The following is a 20,751-nucleotide window of genomic DNA, read 5'->3' on the forward strand; positions in this document are numbered from 1 at the left end:
CCAGCGACGGGCCGAACGACAGCTCCCGTGGGCCGACGCCGTCGGCGCCCAGATCGGCGGCGCGGGCGGTACGTGCCGCCGCTCACGGGCTCGCGGATCAGGGGCATGCGCAGGGACGGCACGGTGCCGACGACGACCGGCAGGACCAACGGCGTGAAGGTGCCCTTTCCCGGGAAGACCGGACGCCGCCCCGCGAGCGCCGGGACCGGTCACCGCGCCAGGCCCGGCCCCGACGGGTCGTCGCCACGCCGGCCGCCTCACACCCCGCGGCGCGACCACTCGGGCTCCGTCAGCGCCCACTCGCGCTCCCACTCCGCCAGCCGCCGCCGGGTGGCCGCCCGCCGTACCACGGCGTGACCGAGGAGTACGACGGCGACGGCGCCCCCGGTGGCGCACACCCCCACGGCCACGGCGTGCTCCCGGACCGCGGTGCCGTCCGGCGGCGCGGGCACCGGGCGGTCGCGCGAGTCCAGCCAGACGGGGACCACGTCACCGGTGCGGGTGCCGCCCGGGACCCGCGCGGTGGCGGTCCGCGCCCGCTCGCCCGGCCGCTCCGCCCAGCGCACGGTCGCCCGGTAGGTGCTCTCCTGGCCGCCGTGTGCCGTCGGCAGCGCCTGCGACGCCCGGCCGACCACCTCGGCCTCGATCTGCCGCCGCTCGGCACGCAGCCCCGCCGCCGCCGACCGCGCCTCCGCGTGCGCCCACCGGGCCGCCGCCAGCCCCGCCAGCGGCGCCCCCACCAGCAGCAGTACGGCGATCACCAGTACCGTCCATGCCTCGACGACGTCCGACCGGCGGCGCAGCGGATTGGGCCGCCACCGCCAGCCGCGCACCCGGGTCCGCATGTCCGCCTCCGCGCGGTGTGTACGCGTGCGTTGCCTACCAGGGCCGCGTACCCACGACTGCGGACATTGCTCACGGTGGCCGGGCGCCCCCGCGTCCGTCAGCCGAAGCGTTCGATCCTGATCCGGTCCACCGGCTGCCCGGCGGCGACCAGCAGCCGGGAGGCGTGCTCGGCGAAGCCGTCCGAGCCGCAGACATAGGCCTCCCACCCACCGGGCGGCCGCTCGGCCAGCAGCGGCGCCAGATGCGCCGCCGACAGCCGGCCCACCGGGTGTCCCTCGGGAGCGCGGCGGGTGAAGACCGGCGTCGTCTCGGCGCCGTACTCCCGCGCGTAGATCAGCTCCTCGGGGCGGCGCGCCGACACCAGCAGCCGCAGCGGCACCGAGAGCCCGCGCGCCCGGTGGTGGCGCACCATCGACATCAGCGGTACGACACCGGAACCGCCGCCGACGAGCAGCGCGGGCCGGTCGCCGGGCCAGGCGAAGAAACCGCTCACCGGGCCGCGGACCTCGACCCGGTCCCCGGGGCGGGCCTCGGTGTGGAACCAGCCGGAGACCTCACCGCCCTCGATGTGGTCCAGGGTCAGCTCGATGTGCCCGGAGCCGTCGTCCGCGGAGGCGATCGAGTAGTGCCGCTGTGCGGTGTAGCCGTCCTCGGCGGTCAGCCGCAGCATCAGGTGCTGGCCGGGCACGTGCCCCGGCCACTCGGGCACCGCGAACCGGAACGTGGCCGCGCGTGGGGTCTCGCGCCGGATCGACGTGAGCGTCGCCGTCTGCCAGCGGGCCGCGGCGGGCGCGCTCACCTCGATGCGGCCGGGCACGGCGAACCGGGTGGGCGGTGCGAAGGAGGCCTCAGTCGCCCGCATAGCGCTGCTCCTCCCAGGGGTTGCCGCGGTCGTGGTAGCCGTTGCGCTCCCAGAAGCCGGGCTCGTCGTGGTCGAGGAGGCGCAGGCCCGCGATCCACTTGGCGCTCTTCCAGAAGTACAGGTGCGGCACCAGCAGCCGCGCCGGGCCGCCGTGCTCCGGGGCGAGCGGCCGGCCGTCGTACTCCCAGACGATCCAGGCGCGCCCGCCGGTGAGGTCCGCGAGCGGCAGGTTGGTGGTGTAGCCGGTGTGCGACCAGGCGACCGCGTGGGTGGCGGACGGCAGCGGGCGGGCCTCGGCCAGGAACGCGTCCAGCAAGACGCCCCCGAAGCGCACGCCGAACTTGGACCAGCTGGTCACGCAGTGGATGTCACCCTCGTACACCGACCCGGGCAGCGCGTGGGCCTCGGCCCAGTTCCAGGTGCGCGGCGCCTCGGCGAGCCCGTCGATCCGGAACGTCCACTCCTCGGGCGTCAGCTCGGGGGTGACCTCCGCGGACAGGACGGGCCAGTCGTCGCCCGCGTCGTACTGTCCGGGCGGCAGCCCGGGGTTGGGGACGCGCGGGCGCCCGGTGAAGCCTCGGGTGACGTTCATACGGGTGGTGCCTTCCAGGTGTGCTTGCGACTTCAACCGTACGTGGCCGAGGGACCGGCCCGGTGCGCCACCGCCCGTGTTCGACCGGTGAGGTACAGTGACGCCCGGCCGCGGACGGTCCCGGCCATGACCTTGGGGAGGTGAGACCCATCACCGCTGTATCGGTTCGGGCCCTCTCACCTCGTCCCCGGCGGTAGCCGGATCCGAGAGCGCCCTTCGGCTTTCGAAAGGCTCCCGGCTCCCATGCCCCTTCCCGACCCCCGTCCCGCCGTCGTCGCCGCCCTCCGCGCGGCGGGCTGCGTCTTCGCCGAGGACGAGGCGGAACTGCTCCTCGGCGCCGCCCGCACCCCCGGTGAACTGGCGGACCTGATGGACCGCCGCACCCGTGGCCTGCCGCTGGAACTCGTCCTCGGCTGGGCCGGGTTCCGCGGTCTGCGGGTCACCGTCGAACCCGGCGTGTTCGTGCCCCGGCGGCGCACCGAGTTCCTGGTCGAACAGGCGCTCGCCCAGGCACCCGGCGCGTCCGTCGTCGTCGACCTGTGCTGCGGCTCCGGCGCGGTCGGCGCCGCGCTCGCCGACGCCCTCGGCCCGGTCGAGCTGCACGCCGCCGACATCGATCCGGCCGCGGTGCGCTGCGCCCGCCGCAATGTCGCCCGGTACGGCGGCCAGGTGCACCGGGGCGACCTGTTCGAGGCCCTCCCCGACGACCTGCGCGGCCGGGTCGACGTGCTCGCGGCGAACGTGCCCTACGTCCCCACCGGCGAGGTCGGACGGCTCCCGGCCGAGGCCCGCGACCATGAACCGCTGATCGCCCTGGACGGCGGCGCCGACGGCCTCGACGTGCTGCGCCGGGTCGCCGCCGGGGCCGCCCACTGGCTCGCGCCCGGCGGCCGTCTCCTGGTGGAGACCAGTGAGCGCCAGGCCCCGACCGCGCTGGCGATCTTCGAGGACGCCGGGCTGGGCGCCCGCGTGGCGGTCTCCGAGGAGTGGAGCGCCCATGTGGTGATCGGGACCCCGGGGTTCAGTCCTCCGGCCGTGCCCGGGCGATGAGCACCGCCACGTCGTCGTGGTTGTCGGGCTGGTGCAGTGTCCGCAGCAGCAGGTCGCAGACGTCGTCCAGGGCGTCGGCGGGGTCGGCCAGCAGCTCCAGCAGGGCGTCGAGCCGTTCGTCGAGGGACTGGCGGCGCGTCTCGACCAGCCCGTCGGTGTAGAGGAGCAGCCGGTCGCCGGGGGTGAAGTCGAAGACGGTGGTGGCGAAGGCGACCCCGCCGACGCCCAGGGGTGCCCCGGTCGGCAGGTCGAGCAGGCGCGGGGCGTGGCCGGACCGGATCAGGGCGGGCGGCAGATGCCCGGCGTTGGCGATCCGCAGCTGTCCGGGGGCGGGGTCGTGGACGGCGTACAGGCAGGTGGCGATGGAGTCGTCCAGCTCCGAGGCGATCTTGTCGAGGTGGTCGAGGACCCGGGCGGGGTCGAGGCCGAGCGAGGCCAGGGTGGTGGTCGCGGTGCGCAGCCGCCCCATGGTCGCGGCGGCGCTGATGCCGCTGCCCATCACGTCGCCCACGACGAGCGCGGTCCGGCCGCCGTCCAGCGCGATGACGTCGAACCAGTCGCCGCCGACCTCGGTGGTGGCCCCGGCGGGCTGGTAGCGCGAGGCGACCTCCAGGCCGCCGGTGACGGGCGGATGGCTGGGCAGCAGGCTGCGCTGGAGGGTGAGGGCGGTGTCGCGGGCGCTCTGGTACCAGCGGGCGTTGTCGATCTGCACGGCGGCGCGGGCGGCGAGTTCCCGGGCGAGCAGCAGGTCGTCGTGGCTGAACGGCAGCGGGTTGCGGGTGCGTTTGAGGTCGAGGGCGCCGAGGACCTCGCCGCGGGCGATCAGCGGGACGGCGAGGTACGAGTGCACGCCCGCCCGCCCGAGCAGCACCGCCGCCTCCGGTGAGCGGGCGATGCGCGGCAGGTCGTCGTCCTTCACCTGGGCCACCAGGACCGGCTCCCCGGTGCGTACGCACTCGGTGACCAGCCGGTCGGGGCCGTAGCGGGCGATCCGACCGGGCGGGTCGGCCGCCCGCAGCGCCTCCGGGGACTCGTCGGCGCGGACCGCCAGGGCCCGGATCATCGCGGACTGCGCCGGGCCGAGGCTGCTGCGGCGGCCCGCCATCACCGCCTCCAGCAGGTCCACGGCGGCGATGTCGGCCAGCTCCGGCACGGCGACGTCGGCGAGTTCCGCCGCGGTGCGGTCCAGGTCCAGGCTGGTGCCGATGCGGGCGGAGGCGTCGGCGACGAGCGCGAGCCGCCGTCGTGCGGCCTCCGCCTCGACGCCCGCCCGGTACTGCTCGGTGACGTCCGCGACGGACGCGGCGACGCCCAGCACGGTGCCGTGGGCGTCCTCCAGCCGGTACAGCGAGACGGTCCAGGTGTGGTCGTGGTCGGGGTCGGCGGGGGTGCGCCCGGTGGCCCGCTGGTCGACGAGGGGCGTGCCGCTGGCCAGCACCCGGCGGGCCGCGGCCTCCAGCGGTCCGGCGTCCAGCGAGGGCAGCACCTCGTGGATCCGGCGTCCGGTGTGCCGCTCGGCCGGGATGCCGTTGATCCGCGCCAGGGCGGGGTTGACCGAGACGAACCGCAGCGCGGTGTCCAGGACGGCGAGTCCGGTCGGCGACTGGGACACCATGCGGGAGGACAGCGCCACGTCCCGCTCCAGGCGCCGCACGGTCTCCTGATCGGCGGCGAGCCCGAGGGCGTACACGTCGCCGTGGTCGTCCATCAGGCGCATGTTGCGGAACTCCACCAGCCGGGTGCTGCCGTCCTTGTGCCGGACCGGGAACGCCCCGGCCCAGCTCTGCCCGGTGGACATCACGTCGGCGAAGAGCTTGGCGACCAGGTCGAGATGGCGTTCGTGGACCATGATCCGGGCGGCGTAGCGGCCGAGGGCCTCCCCGGCGGTGTAGCCGAAGAGTTCCTCGGCCTGCGGGCTCCACAGCACGATGCGGCCCTCGGCGTCCAGTACCACCGAGGCCATTCCCAGCACGTCGAGCAGCCCGCTGGGCGGTACGGGGCCACGGAGCTGCCCGTTGTCCTCGGTCACTGGTGGACCGGCTGATCCCATCCCACGCACCGCCCTCGTCAGACCGCCCGCGCACGCCGTCCGCCGTGTCGCTTTCTGCCAGTTGTATCGCGCTCAACGAATTCTTCCGGGTCACTTTCGCCCACCTCCACCATCCCTCAACACGGCGGTGGCTGTCGGGAGATGTGACCGGATTGGTCTGTACATGACTAGGTGGGGCGGGCCAGACTGTGCGCCGAACGCCTCCGCACCCCCCACCCCCGAGGAGCAGCCTCGCCATGCCCGCGCGCGCCCGGAAACGTTGTCATCCCGCCCTGGCCGGTCTCGTCGCCCTCGCGGCCACCGCCGCCGCCGTACTCTCCGCCGCCCCGCCCGCCGCCGCTGCCGACACCTGGACCGAGGTGGGCTCCGACCGCGCCGATCCGCTCACCGAGAGCCAGGGCCTGGCCTCCGTGGAGGTCCCGGCCGGGAGCCCCAACCGCTACACCGGCATCGGCACCATCCCGCTCGGCCTGAGCCTGCGCGGCTGGAACCACGTCGGCGACCCCGACGCCACCTACGACGGCCACTACATCGAGCCCTACCAGCGGGACTCCGGCACCACCAAGATGTTCCGGGTCCAGTCGCCCGGCGGCGGCTGGTCGGAGTACGTCCACACGCTCGGCGCCGGGGAGGCGCTGAACAACTCCTGGGTCGCCGTCTCGCCCGACAGCCAGTGGATGCTGGCGGGGGAGTGGGGCACCATGAACCGGCTCCAGGTCTTCCCCACCCCGGGGGTGCACCCCGGCACCTCGCCCTCCGCCGACCTGCCGCAGGTCTCCGACGTCCGGCTCGACCGCCCCGTCCGGGACGTCCAGGGCTGCGACTTCTCCGGCCCCACCACCCTGCTGTGCTCCTCCGACGACCCGGCCGGCGACCTCTTCGGCATGACCAAGCCGCTGCTCCAGATCGACCTCTCCGCCGCGCCCGGCACCACCGACGTCACCGGACGCGTCACCGCTCTGCGCCAACTCCCGCTGCGCAGCGGCTGCTCCGGCGGCTTCGAGGCCGAGGGCGTCGACTACGACCGCCGTACCGGCACCCTGCGGGTGATCGTGCTGTCGCCGGGCTTCTGTCTGCTCACCGACAGCAAGACCTACCGCTTCACCCGCGGCTGACGTACGGAGCTGTGTATCCCGGAATGTGGTGGTTTTCTGGGAGTGCGGCACGGTTCGGGAGTGCGCACGGTGCCGCCGGGAACCCGCGCGGTACCGCGGCACGGCCATGAGAGGAGCGTTCACCATGGACAGGATGGACACGCGTGACACCGGCGGCGGCGGGCGTCCGCGGCACCCCGAGTCCGTTTCCGTCGAGATCAGCGGATGCAGCAAGGAGGACGCCCGCGTCGTCTTCGACACCCTGTGCGCGTGCTTCTCCTCCGACCGGTGCGACGACGACGTGCCGCAGGAGTGGTCCGACACCCGTCCGACCGTGTGGCTGGGCACGTTCGACGTCTCCGACCCGCACGAGGGTGCCCGCCCCGCGCGGCTGGGCGCCTCCGTGGAGGCCGACGCACACGGCGGCTACTGGGCGATCGACCGCTTCCGCACCACCCTCGACTCCCTCTTCCGGGTGCAGGACCTCAGCACCGCCTCCGGGGACCAGGAGCGCGAACTGCACGTACGCCTGGAGAGTCGTTAGTCACCGGGGCCCCCTTGTGCAACTAGTTGCATAAACCGTGCGCGGTCCTCTACAACTACGGAGGTACGACACCGCGCACGGAGGGCCCCATGAGCCGTTACCCGCATCTGCTGAGCCCGCTCGACCTGGGCTTCACCACCCTTCCCAACCGCGTGCTCATGGGCTCCATGCACGTGGGCCTGGAGGAGGCCGAGCGCGGCTTCGAGCGGATGGCGGAGTTCTACGCCGCCCGCGCCCGCGGCGGCGTCGGCCTGATCGTCACCGGCGGCATCGCCCCCAACGAGGAGGGCCGCCCCTACGAGGGCGGTGCCAAGCTCACCACCGAGGCGGAGGCCGAGCGGCACCGCACCGTCACCGACGCCGTGCACCGCGCGGGCGGCCGGATAGCCATGCAGATCCTGCACTTCGGCCGGTACGCCTACCACCGCGACCTTGTCGCCCCCAGCCCCCTGAAGGCGCCGATCAGCCCGTTCGCGCCCCGGGAACTCACCGACGCCGAGGTCGAGCGGACCGTCGAGGACTACGCCCGCGCCGCCCGCCTCGCCCGCCACGCCGGGTACGACGGCGTGGAGATCATGGGCTCCGAGGGCTACCTGATCAACGAGTTCACCGCCGCGGGCACCAACCACCGCACCGACCGCTGGGGCGGCTCGTACGAGAACCGGATGCGCTTCCCCGTCGAGATCGTCCGCCGGGTGCGTGAGGCGGTCGGCGAGGACTTCATCGTCGTCTACCGGCTGTCGATGCTGGACCTGGTCCCCGGCGGCTCGACGCTCGACGAGGTGATCACCCTCGCCAGGGCCGTCGAGGCCGCGGGTGCCACCCTCATCAACACCGGCATCGGCTGGCACGAGGCCCGCATCCCCACCATCGCCACCTCCGTGCCGCGCGGCGCCTACACCTGGGTCACCAAGCGGCTGATGGGCGAGGTGTCCATCCCCCTGGTGACCACCAACCGCATCAACACCCCCGAACTCGCCGAGGAACTGCTGGCGGACGGCTGCGCGGACATGGTCTCGATGGCCCGCCCGATGCTCGCCGACCCCGACTTCGTCGCCAAGGCCGCCGCCGGGCGCCCCGAGGCCATCAACACCTGCATCGGCTGCAACCAGGCCTGCCTCGACCACACCTTCAGCGGCCAGATCACCTCCTGCCTGGTCAACCCGCGTGCCTGCCACGAGACCGAGCTGGTGCTCTCCCCGACCCGACGGCGCAGGAAGGTCGCCGTCGTCGGCGCGGGCCCGGCGGGCCTGGCCTGCGCCGTCGGCGCCGCCGAACGCGGCCACGAGGTCACCCTGTACGACGCCGCGGCGGAGATCGGCGGCCAGCTCAACGTCGCCCGCAAGGTCCCCGGCAAGCAGGAGTTCGACGAGACGCTGCGCTACTTCCGCCACCGGCTCGCCGAGCAGGGGGTGGACGTACGCCTGAACACCTGGGTGACCGCCGCCGACCTCACCGGCCACGACGAGGTGGTGATCGCCACCGGCGTCACCCCGCGCACCCCCGACATCCCCGGCGTCGACCACCCCAGCGTCCTCGGCTACCTCGACGTGCTGCGCGACGGCGCCCCCGTCGGCGACCGGGTCGCCGTCCTCGGCGCGGGCGGCATCGGCTTCGACGTCGCCGAGTACCTCACCGACGGCGGCGACAAGGCCCACGAGGACCCGGCGACGTACTTCCGCCGCTGGGGCGTCGACCTGGACTACACGGCACCCGGCGGCCTCACCGCCCCCGAGCACCCCGCCCCGCCGCGCACCGTCCACCTCCTCCAGCGCAAGACCAGCAAGGTCGGCGCGGGCCTCGGCAAGACCACCGGCTGGATCCACCGCGCCGAACTCAAGCACCGCGGCGTCACCATGGTCCCGGGCGTGCGCTACGACCGCATCGACGACGCCGGACTGCACATCACCGTCGACGGCGAGAGCACCGTCCTCGAGGTCGACACCATCGTGCTGTGCACCGGCCAGGAACCGCGCCGCGACCTCTACGAGGAGCTGCTCGCCGCCGGGCGCCGGGCGCACCTCATCGGAGGCGCCGACGTGGCCGCCGAACTCGACGCCAAGCGGGCCGTCAAGCAGGGCACGGAGGTCGCGGCAGCCCTGTGAGGGCCGTCCCTAGGATGACCCCATGTCACTCCCGCACGCGATCCTCACCGCCCTGCTCGAGAAGCCGTCGTCGGGCCTGGAGCTGACCCGCCGCTTCGACCGGTCGATCGGCTACTTCTGGTCGGCGACGCACCAGCAGATCTATCGCGAGCTGGGAAGACTGGAGACCGGGGGGCTGATCCGGGCACTGCCCGCCGAGCAGCCCGCCCGCGGGCAGAAGAAGGCTTACGAGGTCCTGCCGGCGGGCCGCGCCGAACTGGCCCGCTGGACCGCCGCGTCCCAGGACCCCAAGCCGCAGCGCGACGCCCTGCTGCTGCGGCTGCGCGCGGCGGCCGTGGTCGGCACGGCGGGCATCGAGGCCGATCTGCGCCGCCATCTCGACCTGCACCTCAAGCAGCTGGCCGAGTACGAGGAGATCGAGCGGCGGCACTTCCCGCCCGGCCGGGACAGCCCCGAGGACCGGCTGCGGCACCTGGTGCTGCGCGCGGGCATCGACCTGGAGACCTTCTGGACCCGCTGGCTCACGCAGGCCCTGGAGGAGTTCGCCGAGGTGCCGGGCGGCTGAGCCGCCGTCTCAGAGGCGGTACGGCCTGGAGGCGCGGCGGCGCAGGAACCAGGCCGTGGCTCCGGCACCGGCCGCCACCAGGACACCGCCCGCCACCAGGGTGACGGTGCCGTAGTCCCTGGTGGTGCTCCCGAAGCCGCCCATCACCCCGCGCGAGGGGGAGGCGGTCGCGGTCGGCGTCGGGCTGACCGGCGGCGAGGAGACGATCACGGACTGGGTGCCCGCCGTGGTGCTGTCGGCGCAGATCACGATGACCGTGTACGTGCCCGGGCTGACGTTGGACCAGGCGGCCGACTGGAGCGCGCTCGTCCCCGACAGCGGGACCTGGCGGCCCTGGGAGAAGTTCGCCTGGCTGCTGTTGAGCAGGGAGGCGGTGCCCCAGTTGCCGCCGATCTGGTTGTTGCAGGCGCTGGTGGTCACCGACACGGTGGAGCCGCTGGTGCTGACCGAGATGCCCGAGGCGGCGGTCGCGGTCGGCACGGCGGCCAGGGCGAGGGGCAGCGCGGCGGCGGCTGCCACGGTCAGACCGGTACGGGTGAGTGGCTTGATGGTTCGCATGGGAGTGTCCTCCGGCGGCACGGTTGGCGGTACATCCCTTGCGCCGCCGAGATCGGGGAACGCCCGTGCTGCCTCAGGGGCAGCCAATGCGCCCGGGCCGCGTCCCGCATCCGGACCGCCCCCGGCCAGGTGACTGATTCCTTCGTCCAGCGGTCGGGGGTTGCCGGATCGGCCGGGAGGTGGTTCGGCCTGTCAGGGACCCGTCGTGACCCGGCGCTCCGCCGACCAGCCGCCCCAGGTGCCGTCCGGCAGCTTGGCGCGGATCCGCACCCGGTGGCTCACCCCGGCCTCCTGCCCGGCGTAGAAGCCGTACGTGGCCCGGTCGCGCGGCGGAGCGCCGCCGAAGACGAGCGAGGTGGCCGTACGTCCGTCCAGCTGGACCTCGTACTCGGTGACGACCCCGTCGGCGCGCGGCGGCACCCAGGACAGGTCGATGTGCCAGGCCCCGTCGGCGTGCCGGGTCGCCGCCCGGAAGTCGGTGGGCGCGGTGCCGCGGCCGTCGTCGGAGCCCGGCGCGGTGGTGAGACGTACGGCCGTGCTCGCGGGGGAGACGTTGTCCGCCGCGTCCCGGGCCCGGACGGTGAACACATAGCGGGTGCCCGGCCGCAGCCCCGTCACCGCGGCCGCGGTCTGCCCCCCGCCCACACTGTGGATCTTGCTCTCCCCCTGGAAGACGTCGTACGAGGCCACCCCCCGGTCGTCCGTGGACGCCGTCCACGTCAGCTGCGCGGCCCGGCTGCCGACGGCCCGGCCGCTGAGCGAGCCCGGACGGGTCGGCGCCGAGCCGTCGGCCGCGACCGCCGCGGGCGTGGTGGCCCTGACCTCCCGGCTGCGCGGGCCGAGCCGCCCCTCGGTGTCCCGGGCCCGCACGGTGAAGACATGGGTGGTGCCGGGGGCCAGCCGGGTGACGTCGACCATGTGCGCGGAGCCGGGCACGTCCTCGACCTTGGTGCCGCCGCGGTACACCTCGTACCCGGCGACGCCGTCCTCGGCGGTGACGGCGTTCCACATGACGTGGACGCTGGTGGCGCTGCCCGCCTCGGCGGTGACGCCCGTGGGCGCCCCGGGCGGCCGTTCACCCGTGCCGCCGGGGTCCGCGCTCCAGGCGCAACCGGAGACCAGCAACAGGGCGCAGCAGACCACGAACGGAGGAACTCCAGCGTGTCGCACGACTCTGCCTCCCGGGCGAACTGACCGGCAATGGTCCGGACCAATAGCGTGCGTCAATGACGCGGCCACATCAAGAGGGTGGGTGTTGTCGGGCATCCCCGGGCGTTACGTATGCTGAGACCTCTCGTGGTGCGAACTCTCCAAGAGGGCTGGGGAGTTCGCACCCCATGGCGCGGACCGCTGTCGTCGCTGAAGCCGCGCCGGCACGGGCGGCCGGGCGGCCGGGCCCTGACTCGGGCTCAGGCCCCCGGCCCCTGCGCCAAGTTCGCGCGGCGCCCGTCGGCCCGCGCGTCATCGGTGGCCGAGCGCCCGGATCGACGACACATTGGCCGGGTGACCGTCACCGTCCCCGACGGAAGGGCCCTCTCATCGTGCGTGTGCAGTCGCTGACCCTGGCCGCGGCGAGCGTCGCTCTCCTCGCCCCGGCCGCGTTCCCCGCCGCCGCGGACGCGGACCGACCGGACCCGGCACGCCCGGACCCGGGGCCGGTCGTACGCGACGCGGGCGAGGTGCGGGACGCGGGCGGGGCGGGGGACGAGAGTGAGGTGCGGGACGCGGGCGGGGTGCGCGCGGCGGACCTGCTGGCCCGGGTGGAGGAGTGCGACCAGATCTCCAAGGGCCGCTACCGCACCGACGCCGGGGCGCCCGAGACCGTCCCCGTCTGCGGCACCGAGGAGGCCGTCTTCTGGAAGGCGGACCTGGACATCGACTGCGACGGCCGCCCCGGCCCGCTCTGCAACCGCCGCACCGACCCCTACTTCTCCGACACCACCGCGTTCACGCAGTCCGACGGCCGCTATCTGGACGCCGAACGCCTGCCGTACATCGTCGTCCCCGTGCCGAGCCGCCGCTGGGACCACGGTGCGCACGGCGTGCGCGGCGGATCGGTCGCGGCGGTCGTGTACGAGGACCGGGTGCGCTACGCGGTCGTCGGCGACCGGGGGCCGCACGACATCATCGGCGAGGCGTCGTACGCCGCCGCGGCGGCCCTCGGTATCCGGCCCGACCCGCGCGGCGGCGGCACCGACTCCGGCGTCACCTACATCGTCTTCAAGGACTCCCGGGTCTCGCCCATCGAGGACATCGCCGCCGCGGTGGCGACGGGGGAGCGGCTGGCGCGGAAGTTCATCGCCGCCGCGGACGGTCCCTGAACGGGCGTGGCACCGGGGTCGTACGGGCATGGCGCGGGGGTTGAACGGGTATGGTGCGGGGGTTGAACGGCCGTCAGACCGCCGCCCAGCCGTTGTCCACCGGCAGGATCGCGCCGTTGACGTTGCTCGCGGCGTCGGAAGCGAGGAACACGATGGCGGCGGCCTGCTCCTCGGGCCGCGACACCGCACCCACATTGCCGAAGTAGGGCCCGAGCGCGGCCGGTCCATGGGCGCCCTCGTCGACCTGCACGCTGATGCCGGTCGCCGTGCCGCCCGGCGCGATGGCGTTCGAGCGGATGCCCTGCCCCCGGTACATCACGGCGAGCGACTTGGTCAGGCCGACCACACCGTGCTTCGAGGCGGTGTACGCGGCGCCCGCCGCGCTGCCCCGCAGACCCGCCTCCGAGGCGGTGTTGACGATCGCCCCGCGCCCCGCCGCGAGCATGTGCGGCAGCACCGCGCGGGTGAGCAGGAACGGCGCCGTCAGATTGACCCTCAGCACCCGCTCCCACTCGGCGTCGGTGATGTCCGCGACCGCGTTCATCCGGTCCATGATCCCGGCGTTGTTCACCAGCACGTCCACCGAGCCGAACCGCTCGACGGCGGTGGCGACCACCCGGTCCACGACCTCCTGCTCGCTCAGGTCGCCCGCGACGGCCACGGCGGAACCGCCCGTCTCCGCGATCTCCCCGACGACCGCGTCCGCGCCCTCGGCGTTCAGGTCGGCAACGACGACCCGTGCCCCCTCGGCGGCGAAGGCCAGCGCGGCGGCCCGGCCGATGCCCGAGCCCGCTCCGGTGACGATGACGCCGCGCCCGTCCAGTCCGGTGGTCATGAGGTGCTCCTCTTCCGCGACGGGGCGCGCTGTCACGCCCTCACACCCCCACCGTACGACTTAATGTCTTCCAGCGACAAAAAGTCGTGCCGGAAGTCCGCGGAACCGCCGTAAGGTCGGGGATCGAGAACGCGGAAGCAGGACCGACCGACCCACAGACGGAGCGCCATGACACGCACGGGCCGACCGCCCCTCACCGAGGAGCGCAGGGCCGAGATCCGGCTGGAGATCGCCCGCGCGGCCGTCGACCTCTTCGTTCGCCAGGGTGTCACCGGGACCACCGGGGATCAGATCGGCCAGGCAGTCGGCATGTCCGCCCGGACCCTGTGGCGGTACTTCCCCAGCAAGGAGAGCTGCGTACGGCCGCTGCTGACGGCCGGGATCGACGTCATCGCCGCCTGTCTGCGCGACTGGCTCCCCGGCCAGCCGGTCGAGGAGGCCTTCGCCCGGGTGCTCCACACCGAGGGCCGTGTGGTGGCCGGACCCGAACCCGCCGCCGTAGGGGCACTGGTACGCCTCACCCGCACCGAGCCGGGACTGCGCGCCGTCTGGCTCCAGGCCCACGACGAGGCCGAACCCGCCTTCGCCCACGCCCTCGCCGCCCGCTCCGGCCTCCCCGCCGACGACCTGCGGCCCGCCCTCCGCGCGGCCATGCTCAACGCGGCCCTGCGCGTGGCCGTCGAACACTACGCCTGGCACACGGCCGGTCCCGGCCAGGACCCCGCCACGGCCGAGGCCGAGCTGACGGCGAGCATCCGCTCGGCCCTGGCGGTGGCGGCGGAGGGGCTGAGATGAGCAGCCCCTGGCCTCAGACCTTCCGATAGGTGTACGCGTCCGCCGCCGCGGCGGCCACCGCGTCCAGGCCGGCCCCCGTGGCCGCCGTGACGACCGCCGCGACCGCGCCCTCCACGAACGGGGCGTCGATCAGACGGGTGCCGTCGGGCAGTTCGTCGCCCTCGGCGAGCAGGGCCTTGACGGTGAGGACGGCGCTGCCCAGATCGGTCAGGACGGCCACCCCGGCACCCCGGTCGACGGACGCGGCCGCGGCGGCGACCAGTTCGGCGCTGGTGCCGAGACCACCGCCCTCGGTGCCGCCCGCCGGGGCCACGGGCACCGCGGCGCCCCCGCCCGCCAGCCCCTTCGCCAGCTCCGCCACCGAGGCGGCCACCTCGGCGCTGTGCGACACCAGCACGATCCCGACCACCTTCTCGTCACTCACCGGCGGCCTCCGCGAGAGCGGCGACCAGCAGCGCGGCCGAGGTCGCGCCCGGGTCCTGGTGCCCGATGCTGCGCTCACCGAGATAACTGGCCCGGCCCTTGCGGGCCTGCAACGGCGTGGTGGCCAGGGCGCCCTGCTCGGCGGCGGTCCGGGCGGCCCCGAACGACCCACCGAGCGCGTCCACCGCGGGCACCAGCGCGTCGATCATCGTCTTGTCCCCGGGAGCGGCCCCGCCCAGCTGCATCACCGCGTCCACCCCGGCCCGCAGCGCCTCGGCCAGCCGCGCCTCGTCGACCTCGGCGTCGTCGCCGAGCGCCTTGCCGGTGCGGCGCAGCAGCGTGCCGTACAGCGGCCCCGAGGCACCGCCGACGGTGGAAATCAACTGCCGCCCGGCGAGGACGAGTACGGCACCCGGGGTCCGCGGGTCCTCCTTCTCGACCGCCGCCACCACGGCGGTGAACCCCCGTTGCAGATTGCTGCCGTGGTCGGCGTCCCCGATGGGGGAGTCGAGGGCGGTGAGCCGGTCCGCCTCACGGTCGACGGACGCGGCGGTCGCCGTCATCCAACGGCGGAAGAAATCGGCGTCGAGCACTGGATCTCCTTGCCTGGTAGGTACGTTGCCCGCGCTGGCCGTCGTGTCACATGCCCCAGCGCAGCCCCGCCGTCCGCACCGGAGCGTCCCACAGCCGCAGCAGCTCCTCGTCGATCTGGCAGAGGGTGACGGAGGCGCCCGCCATGTCGAGCGAGGTGACGTAGTCGCCGACGAGGGTGCGGGCGACGGCGACCCCGCGCTCGGTCAGCACCCGCTGCACCTCGGCGTTGAAGCCGTACAGCTCCAGCAGCGGCGTGGCCCCCATGCCGTTGACCAGGACGAGGACGGGAGCGCGCGGGTCGAGGTCCTCCAGCACCGCGTTCACCGCGAAGTCGGCGATCTCGCCCGAGGTCATCATCGGCCGCCGCTCCCGTCCCGGCTCACCGTGGATACCGATGCCCAGCTCCAGTTCACCCGGCGGCAGGTCGAAGGTGGGCGAGCCCTTGGCGGGCGTCGTGCACGCGCTCAGCGCCACCCCGAAACTCCGGGAACTCTCGTTGACCTGCCGAGCGATCGCCTCCACCCGCTCCAGCGGCTGCCCCTCCTCCGCCGCGGCCCCCGCGATCTTCTCCACGAACAGCGTGGCCCCCGTCCCGCGCCGCCCGGCCGTGTAGAGACTGTCGGTGACCGCCACGTCGTCGTTGACGAGCACCTTGGCGATCTGGATGCCCTCGTCCTCGGCCAGTTCCGCGGCCATGTCGAAGTTGAGCACGTCCCCGGTGTAGTTCTTCACGACGAACAGCACTCCGGCCCCGCTGTCCACCGCCGCGGCCGCCCGCACCATCTGGTCCGGCACCGGTGAGGTGAACACCTCACCCGGACAGGCCGCCGACAACATCCCCGGCCCCACGAACCCCCCGTGCAACGGCTCGTGCCCCGACCCCCCACCGGACACCAGCCCGACCTTCCCCGCCACGGGCGCGTCCCGCCGTACGATCACCCGGTTCTCCACGTCCACGGTCAACTCGGGATGCGCGGCGGCCATTCCCCGCAGGGCGTCGGCCACGACGGTCTCGGGGACGTTGATCAACATCTTCACGGGTACCTCCTGAAAGACGGGCAGGTGTTCCTCGGACCTCGGGGCGCTGGCCTGGTGCCAACTGCGGTGGCGGCCCGTCAGGTCCGGCGGGCGATCTGTTGTCGGACGGCTGTGACTCCTGCTGACGGCAGTATCGACCTTGTGGCAGCGAAGGTCACGCAGTCGGCGCCTGCTCCGGCCCGAGGTGAGGGGCCGCTGCCACCGCCGGTGAGCCCCGGGACCCGTCGCGACGGGGTGACGGGGATCACAGCAAGGGGAAAACCCGCGGCCCGGTTCGGGCGTCTAGCGGGTGTGAGATCAGTCAGAGCAGCGCTGCACGAGTGGGACGAGGAGCGTCTCGTCCGGTCGGTGGCGAGAGGCGACCGGGCCGCGTTCGAGGAGCTGTACCGACGGACGTCGCCATGGCTCGCGGTGCGGCTGCGGCGCCGGTGCGCGGACGAGCAGGTCGTCGCGGAGGTCATGCAGGAGACCTACCTGGCGGTGTGGCGTGCGGCGGGGGCGTTCGCCGGGGCCGCGGCAGGGGGGACGGCGACCGGCTGGCTGTGGACGATCGCGGCGCGCCGTCTGGTGGACGCGTTCCGGCGCAGGGCCCACCACGCGGAACCGCCCCCGGCCGCCGGCGTGCCCGAGGCGGCACCGGCCGCCGAGGAGGAGGCGCTCGCGGCGACCGTCGGCGGTGATGTCGGGGACGCGCTGCGGTGCCTCGCGCCGGAACTGAGACAGGTGTTGCAGGCCTTGGTGCTCGACGGGCTGTCCGTCCGGGAGACCGCGGTCCTGCTCGGGCTGCCCGAGGGCACGGTGAAGACCCGTGCCCGCCGGGCCCGGATCGCGATGCGGAGGGCGCTGGCATGAGCGTGGAGCACACGTCGAGGCGGATCATCGAGGGGTACGCGCGCGGCGGCGCGGACCTCGCCGCCGACGAGGTGTGGGCCGTGGAGGCCCACCTGGAGACGTGCCGGGGATGCCGTGACCGGCTGGCCGCCGCCGTCGACGCCGGGGTGCCCGCCGTGGCCTCCCTGGTCGACGCCGTGTGGTCCGGCCTGGAACCCCAGCTGGCGGCCACCGCCACGATGCCGCGCCCAAGGCCCTGGTCGGCGCGTCTGTCGAAGTGGATGACGCCCACGATGGTGCCGTGGCTGGCCATGGTCGTGGGGGTGACGGTGCTGGCCCTGCTGTTCGACCTGGTCGGCACCGGTACCGGCGAGGTGTCGCTGGTGCTGCTGTTCGCGCCGGTGCTGCCCGTGCTCGGGGTCGCGGCGTCGTGGTCGCGGGGTCTGGACCCGGCGTACGAACTGACCGCCTCGGCGCCCCGGGCCGGGCTCCAGCTGGTGCTGCGGCGCACCGCGTCCGTGCTCGCCGTGGTCGTCCCCGCGCTGCTGGTGGGCGGATGGGCGACGGGGGTGATGGTGGCCCAGTGGCTGCTGCCCTGCCTGGCCTTCACCGCCACGACGCTGGCGCTCGGCGGGGTCGTCGGCGTGACCCGCGCGGCCGTCGGACTGGCCGCCGTGTGGGCCGCCGTGGTGGTCGCGCCGACCCTGGCCACCAGCCGCACCACCTTCGCGCTGCGGACGGGCGGCCTGCCCGTGTGGGCGCTGATCCTCGCCCTCGGCATCGGTGTCGTGATCGCCCGCCGGGGCGCGTACGCCGTACTGGGAGCCCATCGATGACCCTCGGAAAGGAACACGACATGACGCCCGCGGTGACCGCGGCCGACCTCGCGCCGACGCCCTACGCCTGGGAGATCCGGGCCACCGGGCTGAAGGTCAGGGTCGGCAGGAAACGGATGGCCGTCGACGGGCTCGACCTGTCGCTGGGCACCGGCGTGCACGGCCTGCTCGGCCCCAACGGGGCGGGCAAGACCACCCTCATCCGGGCGCTGGCCACCGTGCTGCGCCCGGCCGACGGCAGCCTGGAGCTGCTCGGTGAGTCCGTCGGCGGCAGGGGTGAGCACCGGGCACTGCGCCGCCGGATCGGCTATCTGCCGCAGGAGTTCGGCTACTACAAGCGCTTCACCGTGCGTGAGTTCGTCGAGTACATGGCGTGGCTGAAGGAGGTGCCCAAGGCGGACATCCCCGGGTCGGTGCAGCGTGCCGTGGAGCGCGTGGGGCTGGCCGACCGTGCCGACGAGAGGATGAAGGCCCTGTCGGGCGGCATGGTCCGGCGCGTCGGCATCGCCCAGGCCATTGTGAACGACCCGTCGATCCTGCTGCTGGACGAGCCCACGGTCGGCCTCGACCCGGCGCAGCGGCTGCGGTTCCGCGAGCTGCTCCAGGAGCTGGGCACGGACACCTGTGTGGTCGTCTCGACCCATCTGGTGGAGGACGTCGCCGCCGCCTGCACCGATGTGGTGCTCTTCGCCGAAGGGCGGCTGGTCTTCCAGGGCCCGCCGGACGAACTGGCCTCGGTGGGCGGCCCGGAGCACGAGGGCGACAGCCCGCTGGAGCGCGGCTACTCGGCCATGCTGCTCAACCCGCGTCAGGGAAGGGGCACCTGGTGAACCTCCGCGTCCTGCGCATCGAGTTGAGGCGCTCCGTCGCCCCATGGGCGGGCGCCGCCATCCTGACGAGCGCGCTCGCGTTCCTGTATCTGCTGGACGCCGGTTGGTGGAGCGGCACCACGGCGTGGACGGCGCAGTGGACGTCCCTGGCCCTGTGGACCCGTGCCCTGCTGTTCTACCTGTGGCCGCTCGCCGTGGGGCTCGGCGCGCTCCAGGGCCTGCGCGACCACCGCTCGAGGATGTCCGAGCTGCTGACGACCACCTCGCGTCCCGCCTGGCACCGTGCGGCCGCGCTGTCGGGCACGACGGCGGTCACACTCGCCTCGGCCTTCGCGCTGATCGTCCTCGTCGGCGGGGTCCAAGTGCTGGCCCACACCGAGTACAACCACGTCGGATGGCTGCCCATCTCCCTGGTGGCGGCACTCTTCCTCATCGCGGGTGCCGTCTTCGGTATGGGCGCCGGGCGGGCACTGCCGTCCGTGCTCACCCCGCCCGCGCTGACCATGGGCGCGTTCGTGTTCACCGCCCTGATGTACATGTCGTTGGGCCGGACGCCGACGACCACGGCGGAAGGACTCACCAGCACGGAGCCCAACCGTGTCTCCCTGCTGTCGCCGGGGGTGGAGGAGGTGCGCAACGTGCTCGTCACGCTCTCCGCCTCCGTGCACGTCGGGCAGACGGTCTGGCTGCTCGGCATGGCCGCGACCGGCTTCGCGCTGCTGGTCGCCGCGACCCCACGCGCCCGGCTGATCGCCGTGACACCCGTCCTGGCGGGCGCGTCGCTCGCCCTGCTCCTCCTCCCCTCCGACCCACGCCGGATGTACGTCGTCGACGAGGCCGCCGCGGAGCTGGTGTGCGACGGCCCGGTGTGCGTGACCAGGGCGCACCAGGACCGGCTCGCGGGCCTGGCGGGTCCCGGAAAGGAGGCGCTGCGCCTGTTGCGCGGCGCCCTGGGCGACCGGGCGCCGGTCTCGGTACGGGAGGACACCTCCGTACTCCCGGACGGCGCCACACCGCGGTGGTCCCCCGGGACCGTGGCCGTCGGCTTCGACGACGACATCATCGCCGCCGCTGACGGCGAGGAGCTGATCCGGGCCCTGATCGCCAAGGCCATGGTGCCGGGGTGCACTCCCGTCGGCTGGACCAGCGTGGGAGGGGACCTGTACGCGCAGACCGTCGCGGCGGGCTGGGTCCTGGGCGACTTCAAGCCGCTGCCCGGCACACTGTCGGCGGACCTGCGCCGCGAGGTCGACGCCGAGACCCGCCCGGTGTGGAGGGAACTCAAGGCGCTCCCGCGGGCGGAGCAGCTCGCCCGGATCAACGCGGCGCGCGCCGCCGGGCACTCCTGCGAGGGCGACGCCTTCGACGCGCTGAACGGCGGTACGTCCCGGTGAGATGGCTGGTGCTGTACGCCCGCTCGCGTCACGTACCCGCGACGCTCACCGCCCTGGTGATCAGCGCGGTGGGGGTGTGGGCGCTCACCCGGGACCCGGGTGAGGGGGCCGGTGATCCACGGCTGCCCGTGCTCTTCCTCGCCGCGGGGGCGATGGCGGCCTCGACCGGACTCGGTGGGCAGGACCTCGACCTGGACCGCACCGCCGCGATCCGCTGGGTGCCACGCAGGGCGGCGCACGTCCTGCTCGCGGGCTCGGTCGTCGCCGCGGTGCTGCTGACCGTGCGGGCGACGGGCGGGGGCATGGTGCCCACCGCGTTCGTCGTCCGGGACAGCGCGGGCCTGATGGGACTGGCCGCCCTGGGCGCGGCGCTCGCGGGCGGCCAGTACGCCTGGACGCTGCCGTTCGCCTGGCTCTCGCTCTCGTTCATCGCCCCGCCCGCGGCGAGCACGCCGATGGGGGTGGCCACCTGGATGCTGCTGCCACCCGGCACGGCGGCGGGCACCTGGACGGCCCTGACCCTGGTGACCGTCGGCACCGCCGCCTACGCGGCGGCGGGACCGAAGCGCAGCCGATGACCGGTGGGGT

At 74.1% G+C, this 20,751-nt stretch carries 22 protein-coding genes; 12 read left to right on the plus strand and 10 right to left on the minus strand.

Features of this window, described 5'->3' with window-relative positions:
* Positions 1-257 precede the first annotated feature (257 nt).
* The 3 genes from KBY47_RS07060 to KBY47_RS07070 form a co-directional block, all read right to left on the minus strand.
* The gene (locus KBY47_RS07060; RefSeq protein ID WP_210920078.1) at positions 258-845 is read right to left on the minus strand and encodes a hypothetical protein; all 588 of its coding nucleotides are present in this window, start codon (positions 843-845) and stop codon (positions 258-260) included.
* A 98-nt stretch (positions 846-943) separates the two neighbouring features.
* Positions 944-1,708, minus strand: coding sequence for a ferredoxin reductase (locus KBY47_RS07065; protein ID WP_210920079.1), 765 nt, complete (start codon positions 1,706-1,708; stop codon positions 944-946).
* Positions 1,695-2,300: a sulfite oxidase-like oxidoreductase gene (locus KBY47_RS07070; protein WP_210920080.1), complete on the minus strand. Its 606-nt coding sequence runs from the start codon at positions 2,298-2,300 to the stop codon at positions 1,695-1,697. Before KBY47_RS07070 ends, KBY47_RS07065 begins: the two co-directional genes overlap by 14 nt.
* 243 nt (positions 2,301-2,543) lie before the next feature.
* Between KBY47_RS07070 and KBY47_RS07075 the strand changes: the two genes are divergently transcribed.
* On the plus strand, positions 2,544-3,350 hold the full coding sequence (locus KBY47_RS07075; RefSeq protein ID WP_210920081.1) for a putative protein N(5)-glutamine methyltransferase: 807 nt from the start codon (positions 2,544-2,546) through the stop codon (positions 3,348-3,350).
* On the opposite strand, the gene KBY47_RS07080 is transcribed toward KBY47_RS07075, so the two are convergent.
* Positions 3,322-5,400, minus strand: coding sequence for a SpoIIE family protein phosphatase (locus KBY47_RS07080; RefSeq protein ID WP_210920082.1), 2,079 nt, complete (start codon positions 5,398-5,400; stop codon positions 3,322-3,324). The genes KBY47_RS07075 and KBY47_RS07080 overlap by 29 nt on opposite strands.
* Before the next feature lie 236 nt (positions 5,401-5,636).
* Here KBY47_RS07080 and KBY47_RS07085 point away from each other — a divergent pair, with 236 nt between their 5' ends.
* The 4 genes from KBY47_RS07085 (at position 5,637) to KBY47_RS07100 (ending at position 9,708) form a co-directional block, all read left to right on the plus strand.
* A complete protein-coding gene (locus KBY47_RS07085; RefSeq protein ID WP_210920083.1) occupies positions 5,637-6,515 on the plus strand; it encodes a hypothetical protein in 879 nt (292 codons plus the stop codon).
* A 124-nt stretch (positions 6,516-6,639) separates the two neighbouring features.
* Positions 6,640-7,038 carry a hypothetical protein gene (locus KBY47_RS07090; RefSeq protein ID WP_247694326.1) on the plus strand — a complete coding sequence of 133 codons (399 nt, stop codon included), beginning with the start codon at positions 6,640-6,642 and terminating at the stop codon, positions 7,036-7,038.
* A gap of 89 nt (positions 7,039-7,127) precedes the next feature.
* Entirely contained in the window at positions 7,128-9,143 is a 2,016-nt protein-coding gene (locus KBY47_RS07095; RefSeq protein WP_210920084.1) for an NADPH-dependent 2,4-dienoyl-CoA reductase, read from the plus strand.
* A gap of 22 nt (positions 9,144-9,165) precedes the next feature.
* Entirely contained in the window at positions 9,166-9,708 is a 543-nt protein-coding gene (locus KBY47_RS07100; protein WP_210920085.1) for a PadR family transcriptional regulator, read from the plus strand.
* Between the two features lie 9 nt (positions 9,709-9,717).
* Here the strand turns inward: KBY47_RS07100 and KBY47_RS07105 are convergent, their stop codons facing one another.
* Positions 9,718-10,266 carry a hypothetical protein gene (locus KBY47_RS07105; protein WP_210920086.1) on the minus strand — a complete coding sequence of 183 codons (549 nt, stop codon included), beginning with the start codon at positions 10,264-10,266 and terminating at the stop codon, positions 9,718-9,720.
* A 192-nt stretch (positions 10,267-10,458) separates the two neighbouring features.
* Complete coding sequence (locus KBY47_RS07110; RefSeq protein ID WP_308405073.1) at positions 10,459-11,436, minus strand: fibronectin type III domain-containing protein; 978 nt, start codon at positions 11,434-11,436, stop codon at positions 10,459-10,461.
* A 371-nt stretch (positions 11,437-11,807) separates the two neighbouring features.
* Between KBY47_RS07110 and KBY47_RS07115 the strand changes: the two genes are divergently transcribed.
* Positions 11,808-12,587 carry a glycoside hydrolase family 75 protein gene (locus KBY47_RS07115; RefSeq protein ID WP_308405074.1) on the plus strand — a complete coding sequence of 260 codons (780 nt, stop codon included), beginning with the start codon at positions 11,808-11,810 and terminating at the stop codon, positions 12,585-12,587.
* A 73-nt stretch (positions 12,588-12,660) separates the two neighbouring features.
* Here the strand turns inward: KBY47_RS07115 and KBY47_RS07120 are convergent, their stop codons facing one another.
* Entirely contained in the window at positions 12,661-13,422 is a 762-nt protein-coding gene (locus tag KBY47_RS07120; protein ID WP_210920089.1) for an SDR family NAD(P)-dependent oxidoreductase, read from the minus strand.
* A 168-nt stretch (positions 13,423-13,590) separates the two neighbouring features.
* Between KBY47_RS07120 and KBY47_RS07125 the strand changes: the two genes are divergently transcribed.
* A complete protein-coding gene (locus tag KBY47_RS07125; RefSeq protein ID WP_210920090.1) occupies positions 13,591-14,217 on the plus strand; it encodes a TetR/AcrR family transcriptional regulator in 627 nt (208 codons plus the stop codon).
* A gap of 13 nt (positions 14,218-14,230) precedes the next feature.
* On the opposite strand, the gene KBY47_RS07130 is transcribed toward KBY47_RS07125, so the two are convergent.
* From KBY47_RS07130 to dhaK, 3 genes are read right to left on the minus strand one after another with little or no spacing between them, the layout of a single operon-like run.
* On the minus strand, positions 14,231-14,641 hold the full coding sequence (locus KBY47_RS07130) for a PTS fructose transporter subunit IIA (RefSeq protein WP_210920091.1): 411 nt from the start codon (positions 14,639-14,641) through the stop codon (positions 14,231-14,233).
* On the minus strand, positions 14,634-15,233 hold the full coding sequence (dhaL, locus tag KBY47_RS07135) for a dihydroxyacetone kinase subunit DhaL (RefSeq protein ID WP_210920092.1): 600 nt from the start codon (positions 15,231-15,233) through the stop codon (positions 14,634-14,636). Before dhaL ends, KBY47_RS07130 begins: the two co-directional genes overlap by 8 nt.
* A gap of 46 nt (positions 15,234-15,279) precedes the next feature.
* A complete protein-coding gene (gene dhaK, locus KBY47_RS07140; protein WP_210920093.1) occupies positions 15,280-16,272 on the minus strand; it encodes a dihydroxyacetone kinase subunit DhaK in 993 nt (330 codons plus the stop codon).
* Between the two features lie 291 nt (positions 16,273-16,563).
* Here dhaK and KBY47_RS07145 point away from each other — a divergent pair, with 291 nt between their 5' ends.
* From KBY47_RS07145 to KBY47_RS07165, 5 genes are read left to right on the plus strand one after another with little or no spacing between them, the layout of a single operon-like run.
* Positions 16,564-17,124 carry an RNA polymerase sigma factor gene (locus KBY47_RS07145; protein ID WP_210920094.1) on the plus strand — a complete coding sequence of 187 codons (561 nt, stop codon included), beginning with the start codon at positions 16,564-16,566 and terminating at the stop codon, positions 17,122-17,124.
* The gene (locus tag KBY47_RS07150) at positions 17,121-17,939 is read left to right on the plus strand and encodes a zf-HC2 domain-containing protein (protein WP_210920095.1); all 819 of its coding nucleotides are present in this window, start codon (positions 17,121-17,123) and stop codon (positions 17,937-17,939) included. The genes KBY47_RS07145 and KBY47_RS07150 overlap by 4 nt, the downstream gene beginning before the upstream one ends.
* Positions 17,936-18,769 (plus strand): ABC transporter ATP-binding protein, encoded by an 834-nt coding sequence (locus tag KBY47_RS07155; protein ID WP_210920096.1) that lies wholly within the window; start codon positions 17,936-17,938, stop codon positions 18,767-18,769. The genes KBY47_RS07150 and KBY47_RS07155 overlap by 4 nt, the downstream gene beginning before the upstream one ends.
* Entirely contained in the window at positions 18,766-20,163 is a 1,398-nt protein-coding gene (locus KBY47_RS07160; protein ID WP_210920097.1) for a hypothetical protein, read from the plus strand. Before KBY47_RS07155 ends, KBY47_RS07160 begins: the two co-directional genes overlap by 4 nt.
* Positions 20,160-20,741, plus strand: a complete 582-nt coding sequence (locus tag KBY47_RS07165; RefSeq protein WP_210920098.1) for a hypothetical protein — start codon at positions 20,160-20,162, stop codon at positions 20,739-20,741. The genes KBY47_RS07160 and KBY47_RS07165 overlap by 4 nt, the downstream gene beginning before the upstream one ends.
* Positions 20,742-20,751: the final 10 nt, after the last annotated feature.

This window comes from Streptomyces sp. B93 (genome assembly GCF_018070565.1).
GTDB lineage: Bacteria > Actinomycetota > Actinomycetes > Streptomycetales > Streptomycetaceae > Streptomyces.

Excerpts from the sequence above, each read along its gene's own strand:
- KBY47_RS07065 (WP_210920079.1), bottom strand. The coding sequence starts at position 1,708 with ATGCGGGCGACTGAGGCCTCCTTCGCACCGCCCACCCGGTTCGCCGTG.
- KBY47_RS07120 (WP_210920089.1), bottom strand. The coding sequence starts at position 13,422 with ATGACCACCGGACTGGACGGGCGCGGCGTCATCGTCACCGGAGCGGGC.
- KBY47_RS07060 (WP_210920078.1), bottom strand. The coding sequence starts at position 845 with ATGCGGACCCGGGTGCGCGGCTGGCGGTGGCGGCCCAATCCGCTGCGC.
- KBY47_RS07125 (WP_210920090.1), top strand. The coding sequence starts at position 13,591 with ATGACACGCACGGGCCGACCGCCCCTCACCGAGGAGCGCAGGGCCGAG.
- KBY47_RS07090 (WP_247694326.1), top strand. The coding sequence starts at position 6,640 with ATGGACAGGATGGACACGCGTGACACCGGCGGCGGCGGGCGTCCGCGG.
- KBY47_RS07105 (WP_210920086.1), bottom strand. The coding sequence starts at position 10,266 with ATGCGAACCATCAAGCCACTCACCCGTACCGGTCTGACCGTGGCAGCC.
- KBY47_RS07075 (WP_210920081.1), top strand. The coding sequence starts at position 2,544 with ATGCCCCTTCCCGACCCCCGTCCCGCCGTCGTCGCCGCCCTCCGCGCG.
- KBY47_RS07085 (WP_210920083.1), top strand. The coding sequence starts at position 5,637 with ATGCCCGCGCGCGCCCGGAAACGTTGTCATCCCGCCCTGGCCGGTCTC.
- KBY47_RS07100 (WP_210920085.1), top strand. The coding sequence starts at position 9,166 with ATGTCACTCCCGCACGCGATCCTCACCGCCCTGCTCGAGAAGCCGTCG.
- KBY47_RS07070 (WP_210920080.1), bottom strand. The coding sequence starts at position 2,300 with ATGAACGTCACCCGAGGCTTCACCGGGCGCCCGCGCGTCCCCAACCCC.
- KBY47_RS07150 (WP_210920095.1), top strand. The coding sequence starts at position 17,121 with ATGAGCGTGGAGCACACGTCGAGGCGGATCATCGAGGGGTACGCGCGC.
- KBY47_RS07080 (WP_210920082.1), bottom strand. The coding sequence starts at position 5,400 with ATGGGATCAGCCGGTCCACCAGTGACCGAGGACAACGGGCAGCTCCGT.
- KBY47_RS07095 (WP_210920084.1), top strand. The coding sequence starts at position 7,128 with ATGAGCCGTTACCCGCATCTGCTGAGCCCGCTCGACCTGGGCTTCACC.
- KBY47_RS07155 (WP_210920096.1), top strand. The coding sequence starts at position 17,936 with ATGACCCTCGGAAAGGAACACGACATGACGCCCGCGGTGACCGCGGCC.